This is a genomic window from Rhodobacteraceae bacterium M382 (genome assembly GCA_025141015.1).
Classification (GTDB): Bacteria; Pseudomonadota; Alphaproteobacteria; order Rhodobacterales; family Rhodobacteraceae; genus Aliisedimentitalea; species Aliisedimentitalea scapharcae.
Genome location: CP081100.1, coordinates 31807 through 54958, shown reverse-complemented (window position 1 = coordinate 54958; position 23152 = coordinate 31807). Strand labels below are relative to the sequence as shown.

The following is a 23152-nucleotide window of genomic DNA, read 5'->3' as shown; positions in this document are numbered from 1 at the left end:
AGCTGAAAGGAAAAGGGAGCAACCCCATGAAACAACTGATCACTCACATATTGTTTGCAACCGATCTATCGCGCAATTCAACCTACGCGCTGCGTCATGCGGCCACCCTGGCCCAATCCACCGGTGCCAAGTTGCATGTGCTGCACGTGTCTGAACCGCTCAGCGATGACGCTCTGATCACCATGCGGATGTTCATGCACGACGCCGGATCACGGGCTGCGGCCCTGAAAGCCCGGCACGAACATGTCAAAGCGGTGCTGACAGAACGGCAAAAAAACTTTTGGGCAGCAATGCCCAAAGCCGACCGACACATTCAGGATCAGGTCGAAACCATCGAGATCATCGACGGGTACCCAGCCGAGGCAATCCTGCGTCGATCCAAGGAACTTGGCTGTGATCTGATTGTGCTGGGTGCCCATGATCACGGCTTTTCCCACACATTTCTGGGGAGCGTCGCCAAACGCGTTCTGCGCCGTTCGGAAATTCCAACACTGGTTGTCCCCTATCTGGACACCACGCAATCCAACTGACCAAGAAAGACCAAGACAATGACAAAAACTCTGACCGCTCAGGATCTGGCCGACACTTTTGACGCCTTCAACCGTCACGACATCGACGGCGTGATGACCCATTTTGCTGACGACTGTGTATTCTACACCGTGGCTGGCGACGAAAAATACGGCAACAAGGTCGAAGGGGCCGAAGCCATTGCCGCCGCATTTTCTGGCGTTTGGGCTGGCATGAAAGATGCCCATTGGGATCACCATAGCCACTTTGTTCACGGCGACCGGGCCGTCAGCGAATGGACCTTTTCCGGCACTGATGCCAATGGCATGCGGGTCGAGGCCGAAGGCGCCGATCTGTTCACCGTTCGCGACGGCAAGCTGGTCGTGAAACAGGCGCTGCGCAAAACCCGGCCCATGTTCAAGGCCTGATCCCCTTCACCCTCCAACGTTTCGGCAGGTCCCCTCATGGTTGACACTACCATTCCCCGTCACTGGCCCAAGTCCAGCTATGACCCGAAATACGACCCGATCATCGATGCCGGGCCGGGCCACAATCGTGACCATGCACCGACCTATTGGATCGGAACCGCAGGCACACCGCCTCAGGATGATGGACCCGTGTCCGGTGACATGACGGCCGATGTCGTCATCATCGGATCGGGCTACACCGGGCTGTCGACGGCAATCCATCTGGCCAAGGAACACGGAATCCAGGCTGTGGTACTCGAAGCCAACACCGTGGCCTGGGGCTGCTCGACCCGGAACGGCGGTCAGGCCCAGATTTCATCAGGGCGGCTCAAACGGTCCCAATGGATTCAGCGTTGGGGTGTGGATGTGGCCAAGGGGATGCATCGCGAAGTCTCCGAGGCTTTCGAGATGTTCGAAGATCTGATCGCACAGGACGATATAGACTGTGATCCGCAGCCGGGTGGACACTACTATATCGCCCATCGCGACAAGATAATGGCAGGGCTGCAAAGCGAATGCGAACTGCTGAACAAAACCTTCGGCTATGGTTCGCGCATTCTCACCCGCGAAGAGTTGCATGAAGACCATGTGCGCGATCAGGAGGCTGCTGGTGCCCTATGGGAGCCGGATGGCACCTGTATTCACGCGGGCAAGCTGGCCTTCGGCTATGTCAACATGGCACGACGTCTGGGTGCCAAGATACACACGGCCAGCCCGGTTTTGGGTTGGGAAACCAAAAACGGGGTGCATCACCTGCGTACTCCCGGAGGTATCGTCAAAGCCAAATCAGTCGCTCTCGCCACCGCAGGCTACACCCCACCCGGTCTGAACACCAAGACCAAACACCGGTTGATGCCGATCCTGTCGAATTCGTTGGTGACCCGACCGCTAACGGATGGCGAACTCGAAGAATGCGGTATCCAGACGAAATCGCCACTGACCGACACCCGCACGCTGCGGCACTATTATCGTCTGCTGCCGGATAACCGGATGCAGATCGGCAGCCGATCGGCGCTGACAGGGCGGGATGCGGAAAACGGCAAACATCTGGAGCTGTTGAAAAAAGGGTTAGCACGCAAGTTCCCGGCGCTCGAAGACATCAACCTGGATTATTCCTGGTGGGGATGGGTCGATGTCAGCCACGACATGATGCCCAGGATCTTCCAGCCGAACCCCAGCGAAAAAATCTATTATGCCATGGGATATGGCGGCAACGGGGTAATGTATTCGGCCCAGGCCGGGCGCCGCATGGCCCAACTGGTTGCTGGCGACAAGAGTGACAAGGCCTTTGAGCTACCGATCTTTACCTCACCTTTGCCCAGTCACGGTCTGTTGACGCCTTTCCGGCGTTTAGGACAACGGTTTGCGTATATCTGGTACGCCATGAAAGACGAAGTTCTCTAACAAACACAAGTGTCTAACACTCACCCAAGGAATACCCAAATGAAAATGACCACTGAAGAGGCGTTTGTCAAAACGTTGCAGTTGCATGGCATTGAACATGCCTTTGGGATCATCGGTTCTGCGATGATGCCGATTTCTGATATTTTTGAGCCTGCGGGTATCACTTTCTGGGATTGTGCCCACGAAGGGTCCGGTGGGATGATGGCGGATGGCTATACGCGCGCCACCGGCAAGATGTCGATGATGATCGCCCAGAACGGCCCCGGTATCACCAACTTTGTGACCGCCGTCAAAACCGCCTATTGGAACCACACACCGCTGCTGCTGGTCACCCCGCAGGCCGCCAACAAGACCATGGGTCAGGGTGGTTTCCAGGAAATGGAACAGATGCGCATGTTCGCCGACTGCGTCTGCTATCAGGAAGAGGTCCGCGACCCGACCCGCATGGCCGAAGTCCTGAACCGCGTGATCATGCAGGCGAAACGCAATTCCGCTCCCGCCCAGATCAACGTGCCGCGCGATTATTTCACCCAAGTGGTCGACATTGACCTGCCCGCAGTTGTCGACTTTGAACTGCCCGCAGGCGGTGCCGATGCCGTGAGCCAGGCGGCCGAGCTGCTGTCAGGTGCCAAATTCCCGGTCATCCTGAACGGTGCTGGTGTTGTCATCGGCGGCGCGATCCCGGCCTCAATGGCCCTGGCCGAACGCCTGGATGCGCCGGTCTGTGTTGGCTACCAGCACAACGACGCCTTCCCCGGGTCGCACCCGCTGTTTGCCGGTCCGCTGGGCTATAACGGCTCCAAGGCCGGAATGGAGCTGATCTCCAAGGCGGACGTCGTGCTGGCTCTGGGCACCCGTCTGAACCCGTTCTCGACCCTGCCCGGCTATGGCATCGACTATTGGCCGACGGATGCCAAAATCATCCAGGTCGACATCAACCCCGACCGTATCGGCCTGACCAAGAAAGTCAGCGTCGGCATCGTGGGCGACGCCAAGGCCGTGGCCAACACCATCCTGGACAAGCTGGCTGACACGGCCGGTGACGAAGGCCGCGCCGCGCGCAAGGACCTGATCGCCACCACCAAATCGGCCTGGGCCCAGGAACTGTCGTCGATGGACAGCGAGCAGGACGATCCCGGCACCACCTGGAACCAGCGCGCCCGCGACGCCAAACCCGACTGGCTGTCCCCGCGCCGCGCATGGCGGGCGATCCAGGCCGCTCTGCCGGGCGATGCGATCATCTCTTCGGACATCGGCAACAACTGTGCCATCGGCAACGCCTATCCCAGCTTCGAAGACGGCCGCAAATACCTGGCCCCGGGCCTGTTCGGTCCCTGTGGCTATGGTCTGCCTGCGGTTGTTGGTGCGAAAATCGGCTGCCCGGACGTTCCGGTTGTCGGCTTCTCGGGGGATGGCGCATTTGGCATCGCCGTGACCGAACTGACCGCGATTGGCCGCGAAGAATGGCCCGCCGTGACCCAGGTGGTGTTCCGCAACTATCAGTGGGGCGCGGAAAAGCGCAACTCGACCCTGTGGTTTGACGACAACTTTGTCGGCACCGAGCTGGACACCCAGGTGTCCTATGCCGGCATCGCCAACGCCTGTGGTCTCAAAGGCGTGATCGCCCGCACCATGGACGAATTGACCGACGCCCTGCGCCAGGCCTGCGAAGACCAGAAAAAAGGCATCACCACCCTGATCGAAGCCATGATCAACCAGGAACTCGGTGAACCCTTCCGCCGCGACGCTATGAAAAAACCCGTCGCAGTCGCTGGTATCAGCAAAAACGACATGAAACCGCAATAAGCGGTTTCTTCCCACCCCTGCCGGACATTCGTCCGGTACTCCCGGCGCCTTCCCATTTTCAACGGGAGGGCGCCCTCTATTCAAGGTTTCAGAAGATGCAGGCGACAGCAGCGTCAAAATTTTCCCTTTCCGGCTTCAAGGCTTTTGCTCACCTGAACGGCCATGGCTTTCTGGTGTCGGTTGTCGTCGCAGCAGCGGCGCAGTTCCTGTCCGAACACTACGGTGCGCCAGCCATGCTGATGGCACTGCTATTGGGCATTGCGTTCCATTTCCTGGCTGAAGAAGAGCACGGCAGTTGCAAGGCCGGGATCGAATTCACCGCCCGTACAGTCCTGCGCTTTGGTGTTGCGCTGCTTGGTGCCCGGATCAGTGTCGAACTGATGATCGGTTTGGGTCCGCGGTTGATCGCTGTGGTGGTTGCCGGGGTGATCCTGACCATTCTGTTCGGCCTGCTGGGTGCGCGCCTGTTGGGCCGCGGCTGGCGATTTGGTCTTTTGACTGGTGGTTCGGTTGCGATCTGTGGCGCTTCGGCCGCAATGGCGATTTCCGCAGTGTTGCCCAAGAACGAACACTCGGAACGCAACCTGATCTTTACTGTTCTGAGCGTCACGGTTCTGTCGACAGTTGCGATGATCGCCTATCCGATCTTAACTGAAGCCTTTGATTTCAATGATGAAGTGTCGGGCGTATTTCTGGGCGGAACCATCCATGATGTGGCCCAGGTGGTTGGAGCCGGCTTTTCCGTGTCCAATGAAACCGGCGAAGTCGCCACCCTGGTAAAGCTGATCCGGGTGGCCATGCTGGCCCCTGTGGTATTGATCATCTCAATCCTGGTACGGCGACACGTGGAAGAGGGAGCGAGCGAAGGCAAGCGACCGCCAATTCTGCCGATGTTCGTTGTTGGCTTCCTGATTTTTGCCACATTGAATTCGCTAGGATTGATCCCTGTTGCGGTTGTTGATGCCATGTCCAGCCTGAGCCGTTGGGCGTTGCTGATTTCAATTGCCGCTGTAGGCATGAAAACGTCGCTAAAACGCATTCTGGATGTTGGCGGTCAAGCCATCGCTTTGATCGTTGCCGAGACCCTGTTCATTGCCTTGTTTGTCCTGCTGGGCGTTACCCTTTTGGGCCATTAACGCACACCTGGGACAGGCAATTCTTTACTGGGCGGCCCGCAATGGCAGCCCAGAATGTTTCGAAAGGACCTTCTTCATGGCCACCCATGTTATCAACCTGAATGACGCCCCCGCAGTCAAAACATCACGTCGATTGGCGGATATGCCCGACCGGGTTGTCAGCGGAGATCCGCACCACGAAATCGGAATGCATTTTACCAGCCCGGATGGGCGTGTGTCCGCAGGCGTTTGGACATCAACGCCCGGAACATGGCATGTCTTCACCGACAAGGACGAATACTGTTACATTGTCTCCGGCCTTTGTGCATTGATCCACGAGGATGGTACCCGCACAGAATTTGGACCGGGCAGCTCCTTTTTGATTCCGGATGGGTTTCGAGGGTTCTGGGACGTCGTCGAAACCACGACCAAACACTTTGTCATTCGCGACACCGCGACGTGACTTGGCCTCACAAATCTTTGGTTCTGTCGAAAGCCTAGGACTCTGTCGACGTTGGCCAGGCTGTTGCGTCATGGAAGACATGTGTCATCCTTGGCTTACTCTGTGACCACGCCTGGTCGCCAGACCCAGGATTTCCGTTCGTTTTGAAGCGGCGTTATTCGGGTTTGGCTGATCTGGGTTACCAGACCAATTGCCAGAGTTCTGGTATCGATCAAGGGATATACCCTGGTCGATGTCCAAATCTGCACAGACATCAAGAACCATCAGCAACACTCGAGCGGTTCACACATCCAGCCAGCGAACCCCGCATTTGAAGCGACGTCTCAATCTGGATATTCTCGCGTCTTGTATTGGAGCCCACCAGATTGATTAACATCTTGGCGGCCTCCTTGCCCATTCGCCGGTGCGGGACATGCACCGTGGTCAAGGGCGGCGAAGAAATCTTGGCGATTTCGATGTCATCAAACCCTGTCACCGACAGGTCCTCGGGAACGTTCAACCCCATCTCTTTGGCGCGCGCGATCACTCCGACCGCCAAAACATCGTTGCCACACATTACGACTGATGGGCGGGTTGGCAGAGCCAGAAGCTGTTCCAACGCGGCCCCCCCTTCGTCAATTCCATAGGTCGTTTCAATGATCGACAAATCGGTTTCAGGAAGTCCGGCATCCGCCATTGCGGCCACAATGCCATTTAGTCGTTCACTGGCCCGATCATTGCCCTCGGTCGTGGCCATGATTGTGGCGATCCGACGATGCCCTAGGCTGATCACTTTGTCAGCCAACGCTTTCATGGCCTGAAAGTTGTCAAATCCAACGGTCGGAATCCCGGCGTCAGAATCAAACACCCAAGTTGTCACAACGGGAACACCCCGCCGCCGAAGAAATTCATAGATCTCGGGGTCGCGCCGATACCCGATCAGCAATAGGGCATCCGCCCCGCGGGAAACCATCGTGCGGATCTGCTCTTCTTCGACATTCATCTGGTAGGACGAAGACGCAACAAGAAGTGTTATTCCGTTGTGTCCCAACTCTTCCTGAAACGCTTGCAACCCTCGTGCAAAGATTGCGTTTTCCATAGTCGGGATAATCGCACCGATCGTATTGGTCCGCTTGGCCGCCAGTGCACGGGCATTGAAGTTCGGCGCATATCCCAACTCTGACACAGCGGCGCGCACCCTGTTACGGGTTTCTTCGATGACCCGGTCAGGCGAATTCAGGAAACGGGACACGGTTGCAGTTGACACGCCTGCAACGCGCGCGACATCGGCCAGTGTAGGCGTCCGGCCCGTTGGTGAGTCTTCTTTGTTCATTGATGTGTCTTTATCCGGTTTTTCATTTTCCTGCACTTCATTTTCGAAACCACACCGGCTCTTGGTCGACATCACTAATGTAAGCGCTTGCATGAGAGACATGTAAGCGCTTACATTAGTGGTGCGAATCAGACGTCCACCCAATTCTCCGGAGAATTCAATGCTTCTGACCCTAGCCCTGCTGTTGTTTGCCGCTTTTGGTGCCAATGTGGTTTTGGGGTCCATGGGAGTGGGTGGTTACCTGGGCGATGTATCCGAAATGCTGGTTCTACTTGCCGCTTCGATCGTGTTCGTAGCGGCCATTCTGCAAAAAGAAGCAGCTGAGAAAAAATCAAACAAATAGCATCGCTGAAATCTGTCCATCGGGAGGAAAAAATGGACCGAAACCACAAAAAACTTGCCTCGGCCGAACGCCGGAACTTTCTGAAACTGGCCGGAACCGGCAGCATTACGGCCGCCTTGGTCGCAGGCGCAGCGGGAACTCTGTGGTCCAGCAAAGCCGCCGCGCAAACCAACAAGGAAGAACGCGACCGCGAGAAAGCCGCCGACCATATCATGACATTGGCAACGGCTTATGTGTTGGGCGCGTCGCGCAGCTATCCAATCATGCAGTTGGATCTGAAAGAGAACATTCAGAATGCCACGAACGGCAAAGTCTACGTCAAACTGGCCCCTGGCGGTCAATTGGGTGCAGGCGGCGGATTGGTGCAAAAGGTACAAGGTGGCACCATTCAGGCTGCACAGCATTCGCTGTCGAATTTTGCGCCCTTTGCGTCGACTGTTGACCTGATCAACATGCCATACCTCTGTGGGTCCAACCAAAGATTTACCAATCTGGTAAACTCGGATCATTGGAAATCCGAAGTCCATCCCAAGGTTGAAGCAGCCGGATTCAAAGCGCTGTTTTATGTCAACATTGACCCCCGCGTCGTCGCGGTTCGCAAAGGTGGTGCCGGGGCCGTGCTGAGCCCATCGGATTTGTCCGGCGTGAAATTCCGGGTGCCGGGATCAAAAATGCTGCAACAGTATTATCGTCTGGTGGGTGCAAACCCGACCCCCGTAGCCTGGGGTGAAACACCATCCGCGATCAAACAGGGTGTTGCCGATGCTCTCGATCCCTCCGTAGGCGCGCTGTATGTCTTTGGGTTCAAGGATATTCTCAGCCATGTGACCTTTACCCAGGCGGTGCCAGACAGTCAGGTCTATTCCTGCAATCTGGAATGGTTCAACAGCCTGCCCGCAGACGTGCAGGAGGGTGTGATGTGGGGATCGGAAATGACCGCCCACCAAAACCTGTCCAAAGTACCATCGGCCCGCGCCTATGCCATGTCAGAACTGGCCAAATCCGGTGTTGAATTCCATTCGCTCAGCAATGATCAGCTCGCTGAATGGCAGTCAGCAGGCGGGTACCAACGCGCTGAATGGGAACCCTTCAAGAAAGAGCTGGCGGGGTCGCTGGATGCCTTTGCCAAGCTCGAAGAAGCGGCCGGCACACAAGGAAAATACTACGTCCACGACGCATAGATCGCGCGCTATGGGTGCCCTTTGGGGCACCCGCTTTTCGCTTGTTTTCGGGTCGGCAAGACGCCGTTCCCTTAATCCTTGAACATCGGGGCGCGTGATGAATTTCCTACGAAAAATCGACCGAAATGCCGAACGTTGGTTGCTGCTGGTATTCTATGTGATGCTGGTCATCACCATGGCCATCGAGGTATTGCGCCGCGAGGTGTTTTCATACTCTTCGATCTGGGGCGAGGAAATCGTCCGCTATTCCTTTATCTATCTGGCATGGATCGGCGCAGCAGCAGCCGTCAAGGAACGCGCACATATCCGCATTGATGTTCTACTCCACTATCTCGGACCCAAAGCCAAAGCATTGGTTTACATCTTTGGTGATCTGGTGATGTTCGCCGTCGCTCTGGTCGCGCTCTACTGGTCTTTCGAAACTGTTCTGGTTTCAGCGAAATTCGGATCTGTGACGGATGGCCTGCGCATTTCCAAAGTCTGGTTTCTTGCCGCCGTCCCCTTGGGGTTTGCGCTGATGATTTTTCGTCTCGGACAATCCTTTTTGCGCGATTTCCGATCCCTTCGTCAGGGTACCCCTGTCTACGAAGGCGACAAGCTGTTTGATTGAGGAACCACACAATGCTTTGGAATAATCTTCAACAGACTGTCGAACTCGGCTGGGACTTCTATCTGCCGGTAATCCTGTTCGTTGGTCTCATTGCGATGGCGGTGCCCGTTTGGGCTTCAATCGGATCTGCGGCCATCCTGATGCTGATCATGTCAGGCGATCTGCCGCTCAGCCTGGTGGGCGAGAGCCTGTTTGCCGGGATTGATGCCTTTGCGCTGACTGCGGTGCCTCTGTTCATTTTGACCGGCGACGTGTTGGTGCGAACCGGGCTCAGCCGCAAGTTTCTGAATGTGGCCGAAGCACTGACCTGTTGGGCCAAGGGCGGGTTTGGCTCGGCAACAGTTCTGGTTTGCGGGATGTTTGCCGCGATCTCGGGTTCGGACGCGGCAGGTGCTGCGGCTGTTGGGCGGATGACCATCGACCGGTTGGTCGAAAGCGGATACCCCCGCCCCTATGCCTGTGCCCTGGTGGCCGCGGGGGCCTGTACCGGCATTCTGATCCCGCCTTCAATCGCCTATATCATCATTGGCCTCGTATTGGGTATTTCTGCGTCCACTCTGTTTCTGGCCGCATTGATCCCCGGTCTGGCCATACTTGTCTCCATTCTGATTACCAATATCGTGATGAACCGGATCTACGCCTATGAGGGCGGCGGGCTCATGACGTTTGGGGAATGGTTTGCCAACCTGCGACGGGCACTGGCGTCGGATTGGTATGCCTTCATCGTCCCCGGCATCATCTTTTACGGCATCTTTTCCGGTCGTCTGACACCAACCGAAGCCGGTGCCACTGCTGTTGTCGTCACTATCATCATGGGCTTCATTCTAGGTACGCTAAAGCTGGCCGACTTCCCGGCAATGCTGATCAGTTCGGCCAAAGTGAACGGGATCATCCTGCCCATCATCGCCTTTTCGGCACCATTGGCCGAAGCGCTGGCTATCATGGGGGTGCCCCAGGGGTTTGTCACCGCCGTTACATCGCTGACCGAAGATCCTTATGTGCTGATCCTGTTGATGATCGGAATTCTGATCGCGGCCGGTTGCGTCATGGAAACAACGCCCAATATCGTGATCCTGGCCCCGATCCTGAAGCCACTGGCCGATAACATCGGCATGAACGAGATCCAGTTTTGCATTATGATGATCACTGCGCTGGGTGTTGGATTTATCACCCCGCCGCTCGGGCTGAATCTGTTTGTTGTCTCCGGTATCACCGGTGAATCTATCCTCAAGATCGCCGCCCGTGCCGTACCCTTTGTTTTCTTCATGTTGATGGTTGTTTTGCTGATCGCCTATGTGCCTGCAATTTCGACCTCCCTGCTCCCCGATATCTACAAATAGGACCAAAATAAAATGGCTCGTGAATACTTAAAGAAGGCTACGCTGACATCCAAATCCGATGCCTCGGATGTGCATGACACTGTGGTCAAGATTCTGGCTGATATCGAAGCGGGTGGGGACGCCGCGGCCTTGGAATATGCGGCAAAGTTCGACAATTATGACGGCAATGTGCTGCTGACACCCGAAGAGATCGAAGCCGCTTGTGCCCTGGTTCCGGAAAAGTTGAAGACAGACATCCAGTTTGCCCATGACAACGTCAAACGCTTTGCCCAGATGCAGAAATCAACCGTGGCAGACGTGGAATACGAGGTCGTCCCCGGTCTGACTGCTGGTCAAAAGGCAATCCCCGTGGATGCCGCTGGGTGTTACGCCCCCGGTGGGCGCTATAGCCACGTGGCCAGCGCCATCATGACGGTCACCACCGCCAAGGTGGCCGGGTGCAAACACATCACCGCCTGTTCGCCGCCTCGTCCAGATGTTGGGGTTGCCCCGGCGATCATCTATGCCGCCCACATCAGTGGCGCGGACAAGATCATGGCCATGGGGGGCGTCCAGGGCGTCGCCGCGATGACCTTTGGTCTGTTTGGTCTGCCCAAAGCCAATATTCTGGTCGGCCCCGGCAACCAGTTTGTTGCCGAAGCCAAACGCATTCTGTTTGGCCGTGTCGGTATCGACATGATTGCAGGGCCCACCGACAGCCTGATCCTGGCTGACAACACGGCTGATCCGCATATCGTTGCGACCGATCTCGTCAGTCAGGCGGAACACGGGTACAACTCCCCGGTCTGGCTGGTTACGAATGATCGCGCATTGGCCCGGGACGTGATGGCGCGTATTCCTGCGTTGATTGATGATCTGCCTGACGTGAACCGGGACAACGCCTTTGCTGCCTGGCGCGATTATGCCGAAGTCATCGTCTGTGCAGACCGTGAAGAAATGGCTGCGACATCGGACGAATATGCCCCCGAACATCTGACCGTTCAGGCCGAAGATCTTGATTGGTGGCTGAACCGCCTGACCTGTTACGGGTCACTGTTTCTGGGCGAAGAAACCACTGTGTCATATGGAGACAAGGCGGCGGGCACCAACCATGTGCTGCCGACCTCTGGTGCCGCCAACTATACCGGCGGGCTGTCGGTGCATAAATATATGAAGATCGTCACCTGGCAGCGCGCCACCCGCGAGGGCTCTAAACCCGTGGCCGAGGCCACCGCCCGCATTTCCCGTCTCGAAGGGATGGAAGGGCACGCCCGCGCCGCCGATGTGCGGCTGGCCAAATACTTCCCCGACGAAACCTTTGATCTGACCGCCAATGGTTGAGCCGTGCGATCTGTTTTCTGTGCGCGGCAAAGTCGCCTGTGTCACCGGGGCCAGTTCTGGTCTGGGTCAACGGGCGGCGACCGTCTTGGCACAGGCCGGGGCCCAGGTTGTCGGCGTTGCCCGTCGGGCCGTTGCCCTGTCGGACTGGCAGGCGACCATTGGTGACAACGCCCACGCTGTGACTTTTGACATCTCGGACCGCAATGCATTGGGGGATCTGGCGCAAGAGGTCGCCAAACCCTTTGGCCCGCCGGACATCGTGATCCACGCGGCCGGTATCAATACCCGGCAGGCGGCGGATGATGTCACCCCAGAAGGCTGGGACCGCACAATGGACCTGAACCTTTCGGCACCGTTTTTCCTGAGTCAGCATCTGGTTCCCGCGATGAAGGCAAAAGGTTGGGGGAGGATCGTCAATTTCGCCTCCTTGCAGACCACGCGCGCCTTTCCCGGTGGCATCGCCTATGGCGCGACCAAGGCCGGCATTGCCCAGCTGACACGCGCCATGGCCGAGGCATGGTCTCCCCATGGGATCACCGCCAATGCCATCGGCCCGGGTTTTTTCCCCACTGAACTGACCGCTGCGGTGTTCGACGATCCCAATCGCGCCAACCGCAATGCGGCGCAGACCTGTATCGGGCGCAATGGCACCCCCCAGGACCTGGATGGGCCGCTGTTGTTCCTATGCTCGGATGCCAGCGCCTATGTCACCGGTCAAACCCTGATGGTGGATGGAGGATATACCGCCAAATGAAAGCATTGGTTTACATGGGTCCCGAGGCCCTGGACTATGTGGATGCGCCTGACCCGGTCGCCGGGACAGGCGAACATTTGATCCGCATTGCCCAGGTCGGGATCTGCGGGTCGGACATGCACGCCTATCTGGGTCATGATGATCGCCGCCCTGCCCCGCTGATCCTGGGCCACGAAGCCGCAGGTGTGATCGAAGGTGGCCCGCGTGATGGGCATCGCGTCACCATCAATCCTCTGGTCACCTGTGGCACCTGCCCGGCGTGCTGCCAAGGACGCGACAACCTGTGCCCAACACGCCAGATCATCTCGATGCCCCCGCGCGAAGGCGGGTTTGCCGAACTGGTCGCCATGCCCGAAACCAACCTGATCACAGTCCCGGACGACATTCCTCTGGCCCAGGCGGCGTTGGCCGAACCGATCGCCTGCGGGTGGCATACGGTACGCGTCGCACTGGAGGCTCTAAACGGCACGCGGGACACCGCATTGGTTCTGGGTGGCGGTGCCATTGGTCTGGGCGCAGCCCTCAGCCTGAAAGCACAGGGGGTGAGTGATGTCACAGTTGTTGAACCAAACCCGGCCCGACGCGCCCACCTGGTTGAACATTGCGCCCAGAATGCGGTGCCCGAACCACCAGATCATACATTGTTTGATCTGGTCATAGACGGCGTTGGCTATGCCGCAACACGGGCCTCGGCCTCGGCCTGTGCGCGCCCTGGCGGAGTGATCGGACACATCGGGTTAGGCGAAGACGCCGGGGGGCTCGATATCCGCCGCCTGACGCTGCAGGAAATCACGTTCATCGGTACCTACACTTACACGGCCCATGACTTTGCACAGACAGCGCAGGCGATCTTTGACGGACGTCTGGGACCGCTGGATTGGGTTGAATTCCGCCCGCTTTCTGACGGGGCCAATGCGTTCCGTGACATACGCAATGGGGTCGTTGCCGCCCCCAAGATCTTGCTGCAACCCGAAACCGCGCCGGAAAGGACCTGACCGATGTATGACAAGATTATTCTCGCCCTATCGCTTGAACATGGCATTGCGGCACAGGCGTTGGAAACCGCGCGGCGATTGGGCGGCGACACCGCCGAAATCATTGCCGTGCACGTTTATGAACCACCCAGCGGATCGGTCAGCGCCTATCTGGACGAGGAGCTGGTACAAAAAGCGTATGATGACGCCAAGATTGCGCTTCGGGCACGTTTTGACAATGCACCGGAGGTCAAGCCCGTGATCCTTAAAGGCCATTCCAGCCGTACGATCACTGAATACGCCACAACAATCGGCGCTGACGCCATCGTCGTCGGATCCCACAAACCCGGTTTACGCGACTATTTCCTGGGCACAACAGCCGCCCGGATCATCCGCCATGCCCATTGCGCGGTCGTTGTCCTGCGCTGAAACTTCATTCCCAAAAGGAGCTCCCTTTTTGTCTATCAACACAAAGATCGTTGATGACCTGGTTGCCAATGACATCCAGTTCGTCACCACCGTGCCTTGCAAACAATTGGCCGGTGTCATCGATGAAATTGATCAACGCCCCGGTGTTCTGCACATCCCGTCCAACAAAGAAGACGAAGGCATGGGCCTGTGTGCCGGGGCCTGGATGGGTGGGAAACGCCCTGCGATCATCATGCAGAACACCGCAATTGGGGTGACTATCAACACGCTGGCTACGTTGATCCAATACTATCGGATGCCCCTGCCCATGTTGATCTCCTATCGGGGGGAATTGCGCGAACCCGTCGCCTGTCAGGTGGAAATGGCTATTCATACCAAGGCGCTGTTAGCGCAGATGAACATCCCCACATATCACTTCCACAAACAGTCGGACGCGGATGAGCTCGACATGATCCTCAAATACACATTCATGTGCAACAAACCGGTCGCAATCCTGACCGATGCCAACTTCTGGGGAGGCTACGGCGACCAATGATCCGTTCTGATATTTTGAAAGACATCGCACCCCTCCTGCGGGATCAACTGGTGGTCTGTAACATCGGTCTGCCCAGCCAGGAGTTGTATATGATCGACGACCAGCCGAGCAATTTTTACATGCTGGGAACAATGGGTCTGTCATCTTCAATCGGCTTTGGCGTGGCGCTGGCACAGGACAAAAAAGTGATCTCGATTGACGGGGATGGATCGGTTCTGACCAATTTCGGAACCTTGCCGACCATTGCAAACAATGTGGCCGACAATTTCATTCTTTTGATCATCGACAACGGCAGCTATGGCTCGACCGGAGACCAGCCGACCTATGCCGGGCAAAAAACTTCTCTGGCCGCCGTGGCACGGGCCTGTGGGTGCGAGAATGTCGTCGAGGTTCAGGCCGAGGAGACCGGCAAGGCGCTCCAGGATGCGATTGACGGCGATCAGATGACCATCATCGTGGCCAAATGTGAAAGTGGTAATATCCCGGTGTCCGTGATCACCATGGATCCGGTCGTCATTCGTGATCGATTCATGAAATCCGTCCTAGCATAGGCCGTGACAATGCAATTTGGAACCGGCATCCATTCCTGTGCCGATGCGCGCTGTCTGGCGCGCAAACGTCTGCCCTGGATGGTGTTCGACTATATTGATGGGGCGGCGGGCACAGAGTACGGTGCCGAATTGAACCGCCGCGCCCTTCAGGACATCCGCATGACGCCGCGGGTTTTGCGCAATGTCAGCACCCGTGATCTGTCGGTGACCCTGTTTGACCGGCTGAGCCTCAGCCCCTTTGGCATCAGTCCGATGGGGATGTGCAATCTCGCCGCGCCCGGTGCAGATTTGATGTTGGCAAAGATTGCCCGAGAAACCCGCGTTCCACATGGCGTGTCAACCGTGGCCTCCACAGACATGGAAACCCTGTTGAAAGCGTCAGGAGGCACGGCATGGTTTCAGCTGTATTTCAGCGGCGATGGCAGCGGCACGCTGAAGCTGGTCGACCGGGCCAAACGGACCGGATATGGCACCCTGGTCCTCACTCTGGACGTCCCCGAAGTCGGCCGTCGTCCACGCGAACTGCGCCACGGGTTCAAAATGCCGTTTCGCATCGGTCCGCGCCAGTTTGTGGATTTTGCCCTGCATCCCCGTTGGTCTCTGACGACATTGGCCAAAGGCAGTCCGAAGATGGCCAACTTTGACGGCACGGACTATGTCTTTGATCGCACCGAAAGCCGTGCCGCCGCGGATTGGAGCTATTTCGACACACTGCGCGCGGCCTGGCCTGGCAAACTGGTAGTCAAGGGCGTCTTGCACCCAGAAGACGCCTTGCGTCTGCGGGATGCGGGCGCGGATGCGATTCAAGTGTCCAGTCATGGCAACCGCCAGTTGGATAGCGCGCCGCCCGCTATTCTGGCCCTACGCGCCATTCGCACAGCCATAGGCCCGGATTTTCCATTGTTTTATGATTCAGGTATTCGTTCCGGTGAAGATATTGTCAAAGCCTATGCAATGGGCGCTGATTTTGTCTTCCTGGGGCGGGTTCTCCTGTTTGCGATTGCCGCTGCAGGGATGGATGGGCTGCGGACCGTTTGGAACATTCTAAGCCAGGATGTCAGCCTGACGATGGCCCAAGTCGGCGCGACCAATATCGAAGATCTGAAGACCAGCACCCAGATCTGGTCAAACAAGCCGCCCGTTTTTTGAACGCCGAGCGGCTAGTCTGTTTCGGCTGTGTCCGGTTTTCGTCCCTGCCGCTAGGCCTCTTGGGGCGTTGTGATCAGATGTACATCGCGCTGCGGGAACGGAATTGAAATGCCTTCGGCGTCAAATTGCTCTTTTGCCTTGGCCATGATCCCCCAATACACGCCCCAATAATCATCTGTCGCCACCCAGGGCCTGCAAAAGATGTTCACGGAACTGTCACCCAATTCACCGACAAAAATTTCGGCAGCCGGTTCACTCAAACACCGTTCGTCGGCCGCAACAATGGCCGTCAGAACCTTGATCGCGTGAGCCGCGCTATCCGTATATGCAATCCCGAAAACCAGATCCACCCGTCGCGTTTCTGCCGCGCTGACATTGGTTATGACATCGCCCCAGATCTTTGAATTTGGAACCACAATGATCTGATTGTCAAAAGTTCTGATCTGCGTCGACACGACCGTCATTGTATCGACCGTTCCGCCGATACCACCAACTTCGATGAAGTCGCCTGTGTCAAAGGGTTTCAACACCATGATCATCAACCCGCTGGCCAAATTCCCCAAAGTGTCCTGCAACGCAAAACCCAAGATAAAGCTGAGCCCGCCAAATACCGCGAACAACGGTGTCACATTGACCCCGGCAATCCCCAGCGCCACCATCAAACCAATTGCAATCGTGGCCCAATAGACCACCATCATCACAAAGTTTCTGAGCAGCCGAGACATCGACGGAATCTTCTTTAAACCGCGTTCCGTCAAGCGTTGAACAAAACGGGCGACAAACAACAGAACCATCAGGGCGACGACGAAGAACACGACCTTGACGACAATACCCAGGCCTCCTTCTCTGGACGTCAGCCAGTCCCAGCCAAGCGACAATATCGTTCGCGGATCACTGGCCTGAAGGGCGGCTGTATCCACCGCTTTCAAATAGTTTTTATGGACGGCAATCTCTTCGGGTTTGCCGCCCTTGCGGGTCCATGCATCCAGCACAATCTGGTAATTCTGTTCCCGCAATGCGTTGGCGGCAACCTTGTCGGCAACCTGTTCGCGCAGAGCGCTGGCCTGTTCATCAGAAGCCGACTGGATCCCAAGATTCAAAAGCACGTAATCTTCGATGCTATTGGAGACATGGTTCTGCCAAACCACAGCCAGATCGGCCAATTTTTCGACGGTCATGGGCACCACGAACAATTCCAGATCTTCGGCGCTGACGTCCTTGACCGAAGCCCTTTCCGACAATTGATCCGATGTTGCCAATGCAGGCGTCACAACCGCCACAAGACAAAAGAAAATAAACCCAAGCAGAATAAATGCCCAGTGGCGAAATATCTTATGGAAGTTTGCGGCCATTCTGGGCGCTCCCTTTTTGATGTTCTTGCACCGGGTGTACATGTCACCCAAATTGTCGTGCGGTATTGTACCGAGATCACCGCGAAAATTCACTGTGATAAATGAAAGTACCTTAGCATATCCGCATCAATATCATTCGGCTTCGCCGCCCCATTCAGGTTTCGACTCATTGTCTACAAACCAGACCCAATGACTGATCTCTATCGTTCGTGCCGTAATGGCAAAGGGTTCGATCTGTCCGTGCACTGTGACATAACGCGAGTGCGGCCATCCAAGACAAAGCCTGTGTCAGCAAAATCACTTACCCTCAGAGATCTTTCAGTTTTTCAAGCAACTCGTCCAATGTCTCTTCGATGTTTCCCGGGGTCGCATACACATCGGCCAGCCACGCTGACAACCGGTCCGCCTCGGAGCGGTCCAGCCCCATCTGTTCCAATGTCTTGCTTGCGTTTGCCGGGTCAAAACCGGTGTGATGCAGCGCACCGCCCGGGGCCAGGGCCTGTTCGAACTGCAGCGTAAAATCGGCGAGTTCCTCCGACCGATCCCCCATCGACGTGGTGACTCCAGCTGCAAAATCTTCGGCCTGTTTTTGCAAACCTTCCAGAGTTGCACCAACGGATTGCGCCGCTTCGTCTGCCTTGTTTTCAATTTCTGACGCCAAAGCGTCGGCTTTTTCTTCGGCGGCTTCTTTTGCCAATTCTGCCGCTTCAGAGAGGTTTTCCCGGGCTTGTTCCAGCTTGTCCTGAACGGTTGGCTCTTCTTCGGGAACCAACGCCAACACGACCAATGCCACGCCAATTGCCATTCCAACGAAAATCAAAATCCGTGTCATTTTATTCCTCCTGTGCCCAGTGTTCATTGCCTCTTGGTGCAATAACGAACCGATCCGCATCCGGGCTAATTACAATCATTTAATTCCAACTTGTTTCGAAAGAGATAGCGCAGGATCGACGTAAAACCACATTGGATGGCGACCGGGATTCGATCAATGCGACACCCTTCCAACCTTGCAGGTCCTGGATCAGATCAATCCACCATTCACATGAAAGACCTGCCCGGTTACATAGGCAGCGCCTTGACCAGTGAGGAAACAGATACACGCGGCCACATCGTCGGGGGTGCCCAGGCGGCCCAATGGGATACGGGTTTCAATCTCGCGCAGAGCATCCTGACCCAAACCAGCCGACGTTTCGGAATCCTTGCGGATATATCCGGGAACGACGCAGTTGACTGTAACCCCATCCTTCGCCAAAGCCAGAGCCAGGCTTCGCGCAGCAACTTCGACTGCGCCTTTGGACGCGGCGGATGCTGGGAATTGCGGCATATCGGTGCGAAACACATGCGCGGTAAAACTACTGACCGCAACAATCCGCGCATGCTGCGATTTGCGCAGCAGTGGCAGACCTGTCTGGGCCAGCTCAAACAGGCTTTGACTGTTTCCCCGAAAAGCATACTCGACTTCCTCGGGCTGCATGTCCTCCAGCGATTTGAACAACGGAAAACCTGCATTGGCGATCAACGCATCCAACATGCCAAAGCGGGCCTGATGCGCATCTACCACTTGCTTCCCGGTTCCGATTTCAGACAGGTCGCCCAAGACAACTTCCACCTCAGCGCCGCGTGCACGCGCTTGTCGGGCCACGTCTTCCAAGCGAGCGGCCGACTGACGTGTGTGCAAGGTCAAACAAGCACCCGGTCGCGCCAGTTTCATGGCCACGGCAGCGCCGATTCCGGACGCCGCGCCGGTAATAATCGCCGAAGTTGCGCTCGTCATGTTGCCGTCTCCTCCCAACTTCGCGTTGCTGCCCAATCGCAGAAACTTACTACGTTATTCAATCGGGGGTGGGCCCCGGGTAGATCCAGATGGAAACACCCAACCTGTTTTCCCGGTGTGCCCACGTTCAAATCGATCCCGAAAGGGCAACCAGATCCACGGCCCTGATGTCACGTTCCGCCTTAACCCACGACCCCAGGAAAACACCTATGTACGACAATTTGGCCCGGCGCATTGTCCCGGCATCGTAAAAGGCAGTTTCGGACACTTTTTCAGGCCGTTGCAAGCCAAGAAGTGCGCAAGATGTCCTGCCATAACAAATTCTGCAACGCTGGACGCGACAATGTTTTCCGCAAAAGTCGGGGAGCAGGCCAAGTTTGAGCTGCGATAAATTCCGCGTTGTTCAGGTTTGAATTGGTTGATGGCTTCGACATTTTGGTTGTCTCAAATTCACAAGCCCCTAAAGTTTGAGCATCAGATGGAACGCGAGGGCGCAATGATCCCCAAGGGAAACGCAGGGAAAAGTACCGCAAAAAACGGACGTATTCTGCACATCTGCACCTTTGTCGGGCGCGAATTGGGTGATGAAGAGCTGAACAGATTGCTGCGCCGGGTCGGAGTTGAACCGGGCACACAATCCGAGGCCGACTTCTCCCCCCAGCAAGAAGCCACATTTTTGCGAGAAGCCAGTCGTGCTGCTGGGGACATTACTTTTGCTGCGCGTGCCGGACTGGCATTTCGTCAGGCCAACACGTTGACCGCCTATATCGCACGCAGTTCGGCCACTCTGCGTCAGGCCATTGTAAACGGCACACGGGCCTATGGTTTGACGGACACATCAACAGAATTCCGCCTAATGACCAAGAACGGTCACGACACCCTGAAAATCGTAACGCCGGACGGTGCACTCCTGCGCCATCACAGGTTCCAGGAATTCCGCCTGTTTGGAATGCTTGCCCGGTTGCGAGCAATTGCCGGAGTCGAATTTCACCCCGACCATCTATGTTTGCAGCACGAATTCGGGGGTGACCAGCGCGTGTTTGAAAAATTGGCCGGGTGCCCGATCCAGACCCAATCCAGTTATAGCGGGTTGCAGTTCAAACCCGGTGCTTTGGATCTGCCGCTTCGAACCCATGACCCGGAACTTGTTTCCTATCTCAGCGACTTGGCCGATACCCAGATGAAACAGGCAGGGTTGCGTCGACAAAGCGTAAGAGCAAAGGTCGAAGCCCTTCTGATCGCCAAGCTGCCCGGTCGAATCCTGACGGCCGACGAAGTAGCCGCCGATCTCGGCATGAGCCGCCGCACTCTAACCCGCCATCTGAAACCGGAAAACCTGACGTTCCGGGATATCGTTGAAAGCCTGCGATATGATTTGGCCAAAACCTACCTCAGGGACGGTCTGAGCATTTCAGAGATCGCCTTTTACCTTGGTTATGGGGATCACGCAGCCTTCTCCACAGCCTTTCGTCGATGGTCCGGCCAAAGCCCGCGTGCGTATCAGAAGGACATTTGAACCTCTGTCGGTCGCCCGCTCCCAAACCGCAACAAACCCGACCAGCAATTTGCCAATCGGGTTTGAAGCAGAGGGCCAATGGAAAATCGGCCTCGGTTGGAAGGGAGAACCCATTCCGGGTGTTTCGCGATCGCTTAGCGGTGCTTGCGATGGCCGTTGTTTCGGTGATGGGCACGGTGATCTTCAAAATTGTCCTTTTGAACGGCACCGGCAACGGCACCGACGGCAGCTCCGGCAGCGGCACCTTGGGCCGCGTCTCCACCGGTGGCTTCGGCTACGACAGCCCCGGCAACAGCACCCTTGACGGCTTTTTCAGCAACATAATTGGCGTGTGCCGACATCGGCATTGCCAAAACCAGAGCAGCAACAAGAGAAGAAAGCAGCGTGTTTTTGCGAGTATTTGTCATGGGTCCAACCTTTTCTGACAATGGCGTCCGATGTGGCCGCCTTCTGTCATTCAATTTAGGGAGGCGGCAAACGGATAAATTTTGAATTTGGGTCGGTTGTTTGTGATTTTGGGCCAACCCATTGTGCAAACGCTCTCCACCCGCCGCCTGTTACCATAGCCCGGAAATTACCTGCTCCTCTGCCCTTCAGAACGGCCATCCCTATTTGAAATGCCCGCCACAAACGCGTGTGAGCAAAAGGTTCGATGTCCCATAATCGCACACCTCCGTCCCATCATCAAAAGCGGCGAGTGTAGAACAAACCTAGTTTCTAGGGTGTCAGGCACCACAACCAGACACACAACACACACCCAGAGGAAAATAAAATGTTCTACACCTTCGCAAAAGCAACTGCCTTCGCCGCAACCGCCTTGACATTGGCCACCGCTTCCTTCGCTGATACCGGCACCACCGCTCAGACCAATGCACAATTCGAAAGCTATGAACTGGCCCAGACCGTTGGCATGGATCGCCGCCAGGACCGTCGCACTGATCGCCGCGACGATCGCCAGGATCGCCGGTTCGATCGCCAGGACTGCCGCCAGGACAACGGGCTGGTCGGAAACGACAAACGCAATTGCAAACAAGGCGAACGTCAACAGCGTAACGCCAACGGCTGATCCACAGAATTCAAACAGGGAGAGAGACATGGAACATGAAATCCTGAACGGTCTGATTGCTCGCTCGGATGGCGCTTTTCACCTGCGCCTCTTGCTGCAACCGACAATGGCGCTGGTGTTTGCGGTGATTGACGGCCGCAAGGACGCAGCGACAGGCGAGCCACCCTATTTGTGGGCCCTGCTGTCGCGACCAGGCCAACGCCGCGCTCGGATCAAAAGTGCCTGGGAGGCAATTGGCAAAGTGTTTGTTGTCGCCATCATCCTGGATTGCCTCTACCAATATGTCTCTTTCGGGTCGATCAAACTGACCATTGCCGTCTTGGCAGCACTTATCCTGTGCGCACTCCCCTATACGGTGGTGCGCGGCCCGATCAGTCGGCTAAGCCGCATGCGGTCCTCTAAATGATCACGCTGTGCAAAAACGCTTTGCGTCCCGTGACACTCACACCGCGCAGAGCGAGCACAGCCGACGAATAACCATGGGTCTTTGATGATCCATAACAGATCTCCGGCTCAAGACCGGAGCGCGCGCGATAGCCCAACAGGGAGAGTTGGTGTGTGTCACGGCTTTCGCGCGCATTTCCCGATCATGGCGTATTGGCAAGAAGCCGAATGAACTTGTCCATAAATCACATGCGAAAATGACGGACATTCCCAATCTTTGTATTAACCGGATGACGCAACGGGGTCAGACAATCTGCCCACAACCCGACTGAAACAGTCTCCCGGTTCAACAGATGGAGACACAAGATGACCTTTCAAGACACCAGCTTTCGCCACCTCTTTCAGGCTTCCGATGGAACATGGGTTTTACCCGTCGATGCAGGTGCCTTCAATGGGTTCAGCGCAGTGGTTCCGGCTCCCTTTGGGATGGCGCCCGTTCTGGATACCGGGTCTTTGCTGCGGGTTCAGAGCAACACCAACAGCCCCCTCCCCGAAGTTCTGTGGCGCGTTGTCGCGCGTGTCGCTCCCGCCTCGGACGCGGGCTCACAGGTCGCCAGTTTGGTTCTGGTTCCCACCGATGTTCCGGCCAATGTTCCGGCCCCGTCGGTCAAACGGGTCGAAGAGGCCGTTCTGGGCAAACCTGCCCAATCAGCGCTTGCAGCTTGACACTTGGTCTCAAAGTTATGTGAAATCAAATCAGAAAGATTTTTGTCTGAAATTTGGTTATCGAGGCCTGGTTA

At 56.5% G+C, this 23152-nt stretch carries 26 protein-coding genes; 21 read left to right on the top strand and 5 right to left on the bottom strand.

The window, feature by feature from the left end:
- Positions 1-26 precede the first annotated feature (26 nt).
- The 6 genes from K3727_21965 to K3727_21940 all read left to right on the top strand — a co-directional run bounded on the left by K3727_21965 (position 27) and on the right by K3727_21940 (position 5762).
- On the top strand, positions 27-530 hold the full coding sequence (locus tag K3727_21965; GenBank protein UWQ93661.1) for a universal stress protein: 504 nt from the start codon (positions 27-29) through the stop codon (positions 528-530).
- An 18-nt stretch (positions 531-548) separates the two neighbouring features.
- Positions 549-935, top strand: a complete 387-nt coding sequence (locus K3727_21960; GenBank protein ID UWQ93660.1) for a nuclear transport factor 2 family protein — start codon at positions 549-551, stop codon at positions 933-935.
- A 36-nt stretch (positions 936-971) separates the two neighbouring features.
- Positions 972-2378 carry an FAD-binding oxidoreductase gene (locus K3727_21955; protein UWQ93659.1) on the top strand — a complete coding sequence of 469 codons (1407 nt, stop codon included), beginning with the start codon at positions 972-974 and terminating at the stop codon, positions 2376-2378.
- A 39-nt stretch (positions 2379-2417) separates the two neighbouring features.
- Entirely contained in the window at positions 2418-4184 is a 1767-nt protein-coding gene (xsc, locus tag K3727_21950) for a sulfoacetaldehyde acetyltransferase (GenBank protein ID UWQ93658.1), read from the top strand.
- Positions 4185-4279: 95 nt separating this feature from the next.
- Positions 4280-5320 carry a YeiH family protein gene (locus K3727_21945; GenBank protein ID UWQ93657.1) on the top strand — a complete coding sequence of 347 codons (1041 nt, stop codon included), beginning with the start codon at positions 4280-4282 and terminating at the stop codon, positions 5318-5320.
- 76 nt (positions 5321-5396) lie between these two features.
- Positions 5397-5762: a cupin domain-containing protein gene (locus K3727_21940; GenBank protein ID UWQ93656.1), complete on the top strand. Its 366-nt coding sequence runs from the start codon at positions 5397-5399 to the stop codon at positions 5760-5762.
- 253 nt (positions 5763-6015) lie between these two features.
- Here the strand turns inward: K3727_21940 and K3727_21935 are convergent, their stop codons facing one another.
- Positions 6016-7074, bottom strand: a complete 1059-nt coding sequence (locus K3727_21935) for a LacI family DNA-binding transcriptional regulator (protein ID UWQ93655.1) — start codon at positions 7072-7074, stop codon at positions 6016-6018.
- Positions 7075-7234: 160 nt separating this feature from the next.
- On the opposite strand from K3727_21935, the gene K3727_21930 reads away from it, so the two are divergent.
- The 11 genes from K3727_21930 to K3727_21880 all read left to right on the top strand — a co-directional run bounded on the left by K3727_21930 (position 7235) and on the right by K3727_21880 (position 16260).
- A complete protein-coding gene (locus K3727_21930) occupies positions 7235-7417 on the top strand; it encodes a hypothetical protein (protein UWQ93654.1) in 183 nt (60 codons plus the stop codon).
- Positions 7418-7449: 32 nt separating this feature from the next.
- Entirely contained in the window at positions 7450-8598 is a 1149-nt protein-coding gene (dctP, locus tag K3727_21925) for a TRAP transporter substrate-binding protein DctP (protein ID UWQ93653.1), read from the top strand.
- Positions 8599-8695: 97 nt separating this feature from the next.
- Positions 8696-9208, top strand: coding sequence for a TRAP transporter small permease (locus tag K3727_21920; GenBank protein UWQ93652.1), 513 nt, complete (start codon positions 8696-8698; stop codon positions 9206-9208).
- Positions 9209-9219: 11 nt separating this feature from the next.
- Entirely contained in the window at positions 9220-10548 is a 1329-nt protein-coding gene (locus K3727_21915) for a TRAP transporter large permease (GenBank protein UWQ93651.1), read from the top strand.
- 12 nt (positions 10549-10560) lie between these two features.
- Positions 10561-11868, top strand: coding sequence for a histidinol dehydrogenase (hisD, locus tag K3727_21910; GenBank protein ID UWQ93650.1), 1308 nt, complete (start codon positions 10561-10563; stop codon positions 11866-11868).
- Entirely contained in the window at positions 11861-12622 is a 762-nt protein-coding gene (locus tag K3727_21905) for an SDR family oxidoreductase (GenBank protein ID UWQ93649.1), read from the top strand. Before hisD ends, K3727_21905 begins: the two co-directional genes overlap by 8 nt.
- Positions 12619-13617: an alcohol dehydrogenase catalytic domain-containing protein gene (locus tag K3727_21900; GenBank protein UWQ93648.1), complete on the top strand. Its 999-nt coding sequence runs from the start codon at positions 12619-12621 to the stop codon at positions 13615-13617. Before K3727_21905 ends, K3727_21900 begins: the two co-directional genes overlap by 4 nt.
- 3 nt (positions 13618-13620) lie before the next feature.
- Positions 13621-14025, top strand: a complete 405-nt coding sequence (locus K3727_21895; protein ID UWQ93647.1) for a universal stress protein — start codon at positions 13621-13623, stop codon at positions 14023-14025.
- Between the two features lie 28 nt (positions 14026-14053).
- On the top strand, positions 14054-14560 hold the full coding sequence (locus tag K3727_21890; GenBank protein UWQ93646.1) for a sulfopyruvate decarboxylase subunit alpha: 507 nt from the start codon (positions 14054-14056) through the stop codon (positions 14558-14560).
- Positions 14557-15111, top strand: a complete 555-nt coding sequence (comE, locus tag K3727_21885; GenBank protein ID UWQ93645.1) for a sulfopyruvate decarboxylase subunit beta — start codon at positions 14557-14559, stop codon at positions 15109-15111. The genes K3727_21890 and comE overlap by 4 nt, the downstream gene beginning before the upstream one ends.
- 9 nt (positions 15112-15120) lie before the next feature.
- A complete protein-coding gene (locus K3727_21880; GenBank protein ID UWQ93644.1) occupies positions 15121-16260 on the top strand; it encodes an alpha-hydroxy-acid oxidizing protein in 1140 nt (379 codons plus the stop codon).
- A 50-nt stretch (positions 16261-16310) separates the two neighbouring features.
- Here K3727_21880 and K3727_21875 read toward each other — a convergent pair whose 3' ends face one another.
- The 3 genes from K3727_21875 to K3727_21865 all read right to left on the bottom strand — a co-directional run bounded on the left by K3727_21875 (position 16311) and on the right by K3727_21865 (position 19386).
- Positions 16311-17612, bottom strand: coding sequence for a mechanosensitive ion channel family protein (locus K3727_21875; GenBank protein UWQ93643.1), 1302 nt, complete (start codon positions 17610-17612; stop codon positions 16311-16313).
- Between the two features lie 307 nt (positions 17613-17919).
- On the bottom strand, positions 17920-18444 hold the full coding sequence (locus K3727_21870) for a hypothetical protein (protein UWQ93642.1): 525 nt from the start codon (positions 18442-18444) through the stop codon (positions 17920-17922).
- Positions 18445-18633: 189 nt separating this feature from the next.
- Positions 18634-19386, bottom strand: a complete 753-nt coding sequence (locus K3727_21865; GenBank protein ID UWQ93641.1) for an SDR family oxidoreductase — start codon at positions 19384-19386, stop codon at positions 18634-18636.
- Positions 19387-19807: 421 nt separating this feature from the next.
- Between K3727_21865 and K3727_21860 the strand changes: the two genes are divergently transcribed.
- A complete protein-coding gene (locus K3727_21860; GenBank protein ID UWQ93640.1) occupies positions 19808-20902 on the top strand; it encodes an AraC family transcriptional regulator in 1095 nt (364 codons plus the stop codon).
- A gap of 134 nt (positions 20903-21036) precedes the next feature.
- Here K3727_21860 and K3727_21855 read toward each other — a convergent pair whose 3' ends face one another.
- A complete protein-coding gene (locus K3727_21855; protein ID UWQ93639.1) occupies positions 21037-21309 on the bottom strand; it encodes a hypothetical protein in 273 nt (90 codons plus the stop codon).
- A gap of 365 nt (positions 21310-21674) precedes the next feature.
- Here K3727_21855 and K3727_21850 point away from each other — a divergent pair, with 365 nt between their 5' ends.
- The 3 genes from K3727_21850 to K3727_21840 all read left to right on the top strand — a co-directional run bounded on the left by K3727_21850 (position 21675) and on the right by K3727_21840 (position 23078).
- Positions 21675-21968: a hypothetical protein gene (locus K3727_21850; protein ID UWQ93638.1), complete on the top strand. Its 294-nt coding sequence runs from the start codon at positions 21675-21677 to the stop codon at positions 21966-21968.
- 28 nt (positions 21969-21996) lie between these two features.
- Complete coding sequence (locus K3727_21845) at positions 21997-22374, top strand: hypothetical protein (GenBank protein UWQ93637.1); 378 nt, start codon at positions 21997-21999, stop codon at positions 22372-22374.
- Between the two features lie 344 nt (positions 22375-22718).
- Positions 22719-23078: a hypothetical protein gene (locus tag K3727_21840; protein ID UWQ93636.1), complete on the top strand. Its 360-nt coding sequence runs from the start codon at positions 22719-22721 to the stop codon at positions 23076-23078.
- The last annotated feature ends 74 nt before the right edge of the window (positions 23079-23152 follow it).

Bases quoted from the DNA above. Each gene is read 5' to 3' on its own strand.
- dctP (UWQ93653.1), top strand. From the start codon at position 7,450: ATGGACCGAAACCACAAAAAACTTGCCTCGGCCGAACGCCGGAACTTT.
- K3727_21840 (UWQ93636.1), top strand. From the start codon at position 22,719: ATGACCTTTCAAGACACCAGCTTTCGCCACCTCTTTCAGGCTTCCGAT.
- hisD (UWQ93650.1), top strand. From the start codon at position 10,561: ATGGCTCGTGAATACTTAAAGAAGGCTACGCTGACATCCAAATCCGAT.
- K3727_21860 (UWQ93640.1), top strand. From the start codon at position 19,808: ATGGCTTCGACATTTTGGTTGTCTCAAATTCACAAGCCCCTAAAGTTT.
- K3727_21880 (UWQ93644.1), top strand. From the start codon at position 15,121: ATGCAATTTGGAACCGGCATCCATTCCTGTGCCGATGCGCGCTGTCTG.
- K3727_21965 (UWQ93661.1), top strand. From the start codon at position 27: ATGAAACAACTGATCACTCACATATTGTTTGCAACCGATCTATCGCGC.
- K3727_21940 (UWQ93656.1), top strand. From the start codon at position 5,397: ATGGCCACCCATGTTATCAACCTGAATGACGCCCCCGCAGTCAAAACA.
- K3727_21900 (UWQ93648.1), top strand. From the start codon at position 12,619: ATGAAAGCATTGGTTTACATGGGTCCCGAGGCCCTGGACTATGTGGAT.
- K3727_21905 (UWQ93649.1), top strand. From the start codon at position 11,861: ATGGTTGAGCCGTGCGATCTGTTTTCTGTGCGCGGCAAAGTCGCCTGT.
- K3727_21945 (UWQ93657.1), top strand. From the start codon at position 4,280: ATGCAGGCGACAGCAGCGTCAAAATTTTCCCTTTCCGGCTTCAAGGCT.
- comE (UWQ93645.1), top strand. From the start codon at position 14,557: ATGATCCGTTCTGATATTTTGAAAGACATCGCACCCCTCCTGCGGGAT.
- xsc (UWQ93658.1), top strand. From the start codon at position 2,418: ATGAAAATGACCACTGAAGAGGCGTTTGTCAAAACGTTGCAGTTGCAT.
- K3727_21955 (UWQ93659.1), top strand. From the start codon at position 972: ATGGTTGACACTACCATTCCCCGTCACTGGCCCAAGTCCAGCTATGAC.
- K3727_21915 (UWQ93651.1), top strand. From the start codon at position 9,220: ATGCTTTGGAATAATCTTCAACAGACTGTCGAACTCGGCTGGGACTTC.
- K3727_21960 (UWQ93660.1), top strand. From the start codon at position 549: ATGACAAAAACTCTGACCGCTCAGGATCTGGCCGACACTTTTGACGCC.
- K3727_21850 (UWQ93638.1), top strand. From the start codon at position 21,675: ATGTTCTACACCTTCGCAAAAGCAACTGCCTTCGCCGCAACCGCCTTG.
- K3727_21935 (UWQ93655.1), bottom strand. From the start codon at position 7,074: ATGAACAAAGAAGACTCACCAACGGGCCGGACGCCTACACTGGCCGAT.
- K3727_21920 (UWQ93652.1), top strand. From the start codon at position 8,696: ATGAATTTCCTACGAAAAATCGACCGAAATGCCGAACGTTGGTTGCTG.
- K3727_21870 (UWQ93642.1), bottom strand. From the start codon at position 18,444: ATGACACGGATTTTGATTTTCGTTGGAATGGCAATTGGCGTGGCATTG.
- K3727_21855 (UWQ93639.1), bottom strand. From the start codon at position 21,309: ATGACAAATACTCGCAAAAACACGCTGCTTTCTTCTCTTGTTGCTGCT.
- K3727_21865 (UWQ93641.1), bottom strand. From the start codon at position 19,386: ATGACGAGCGCAACTTCGGCGATTATTACCGGCGCGGCGTCCGGAATC.
- K3727_21875 (UWQ93643.1), bottom strand. From the start codon at position 17,612: ATGGCCGCAAACTTCCATAAGATATTTCGCCACTGGGCATTTATTCTG.
- K3727_21930 (UWQ93654.1), top strand. From the start codon at position 7,235: ATGCTTCTGACCCTAGCCCTGCTGTTGTTTGCCGCTTTTGGTGCCAAT.
- K3727_21895 (UWQ93647.1), top strand. From the start codon at position 13,621: ATGTATGACAAGATTATTCTCGCCCTATCGCTTGAACATGGCATTGCG.
- K3727_21845 (UWQ93637.1), top strand. From the start codon at position 21,997: ATGGAACATGAAATCCTGAACGGTCTGATTGCTCGCTCGGATGGCGCT.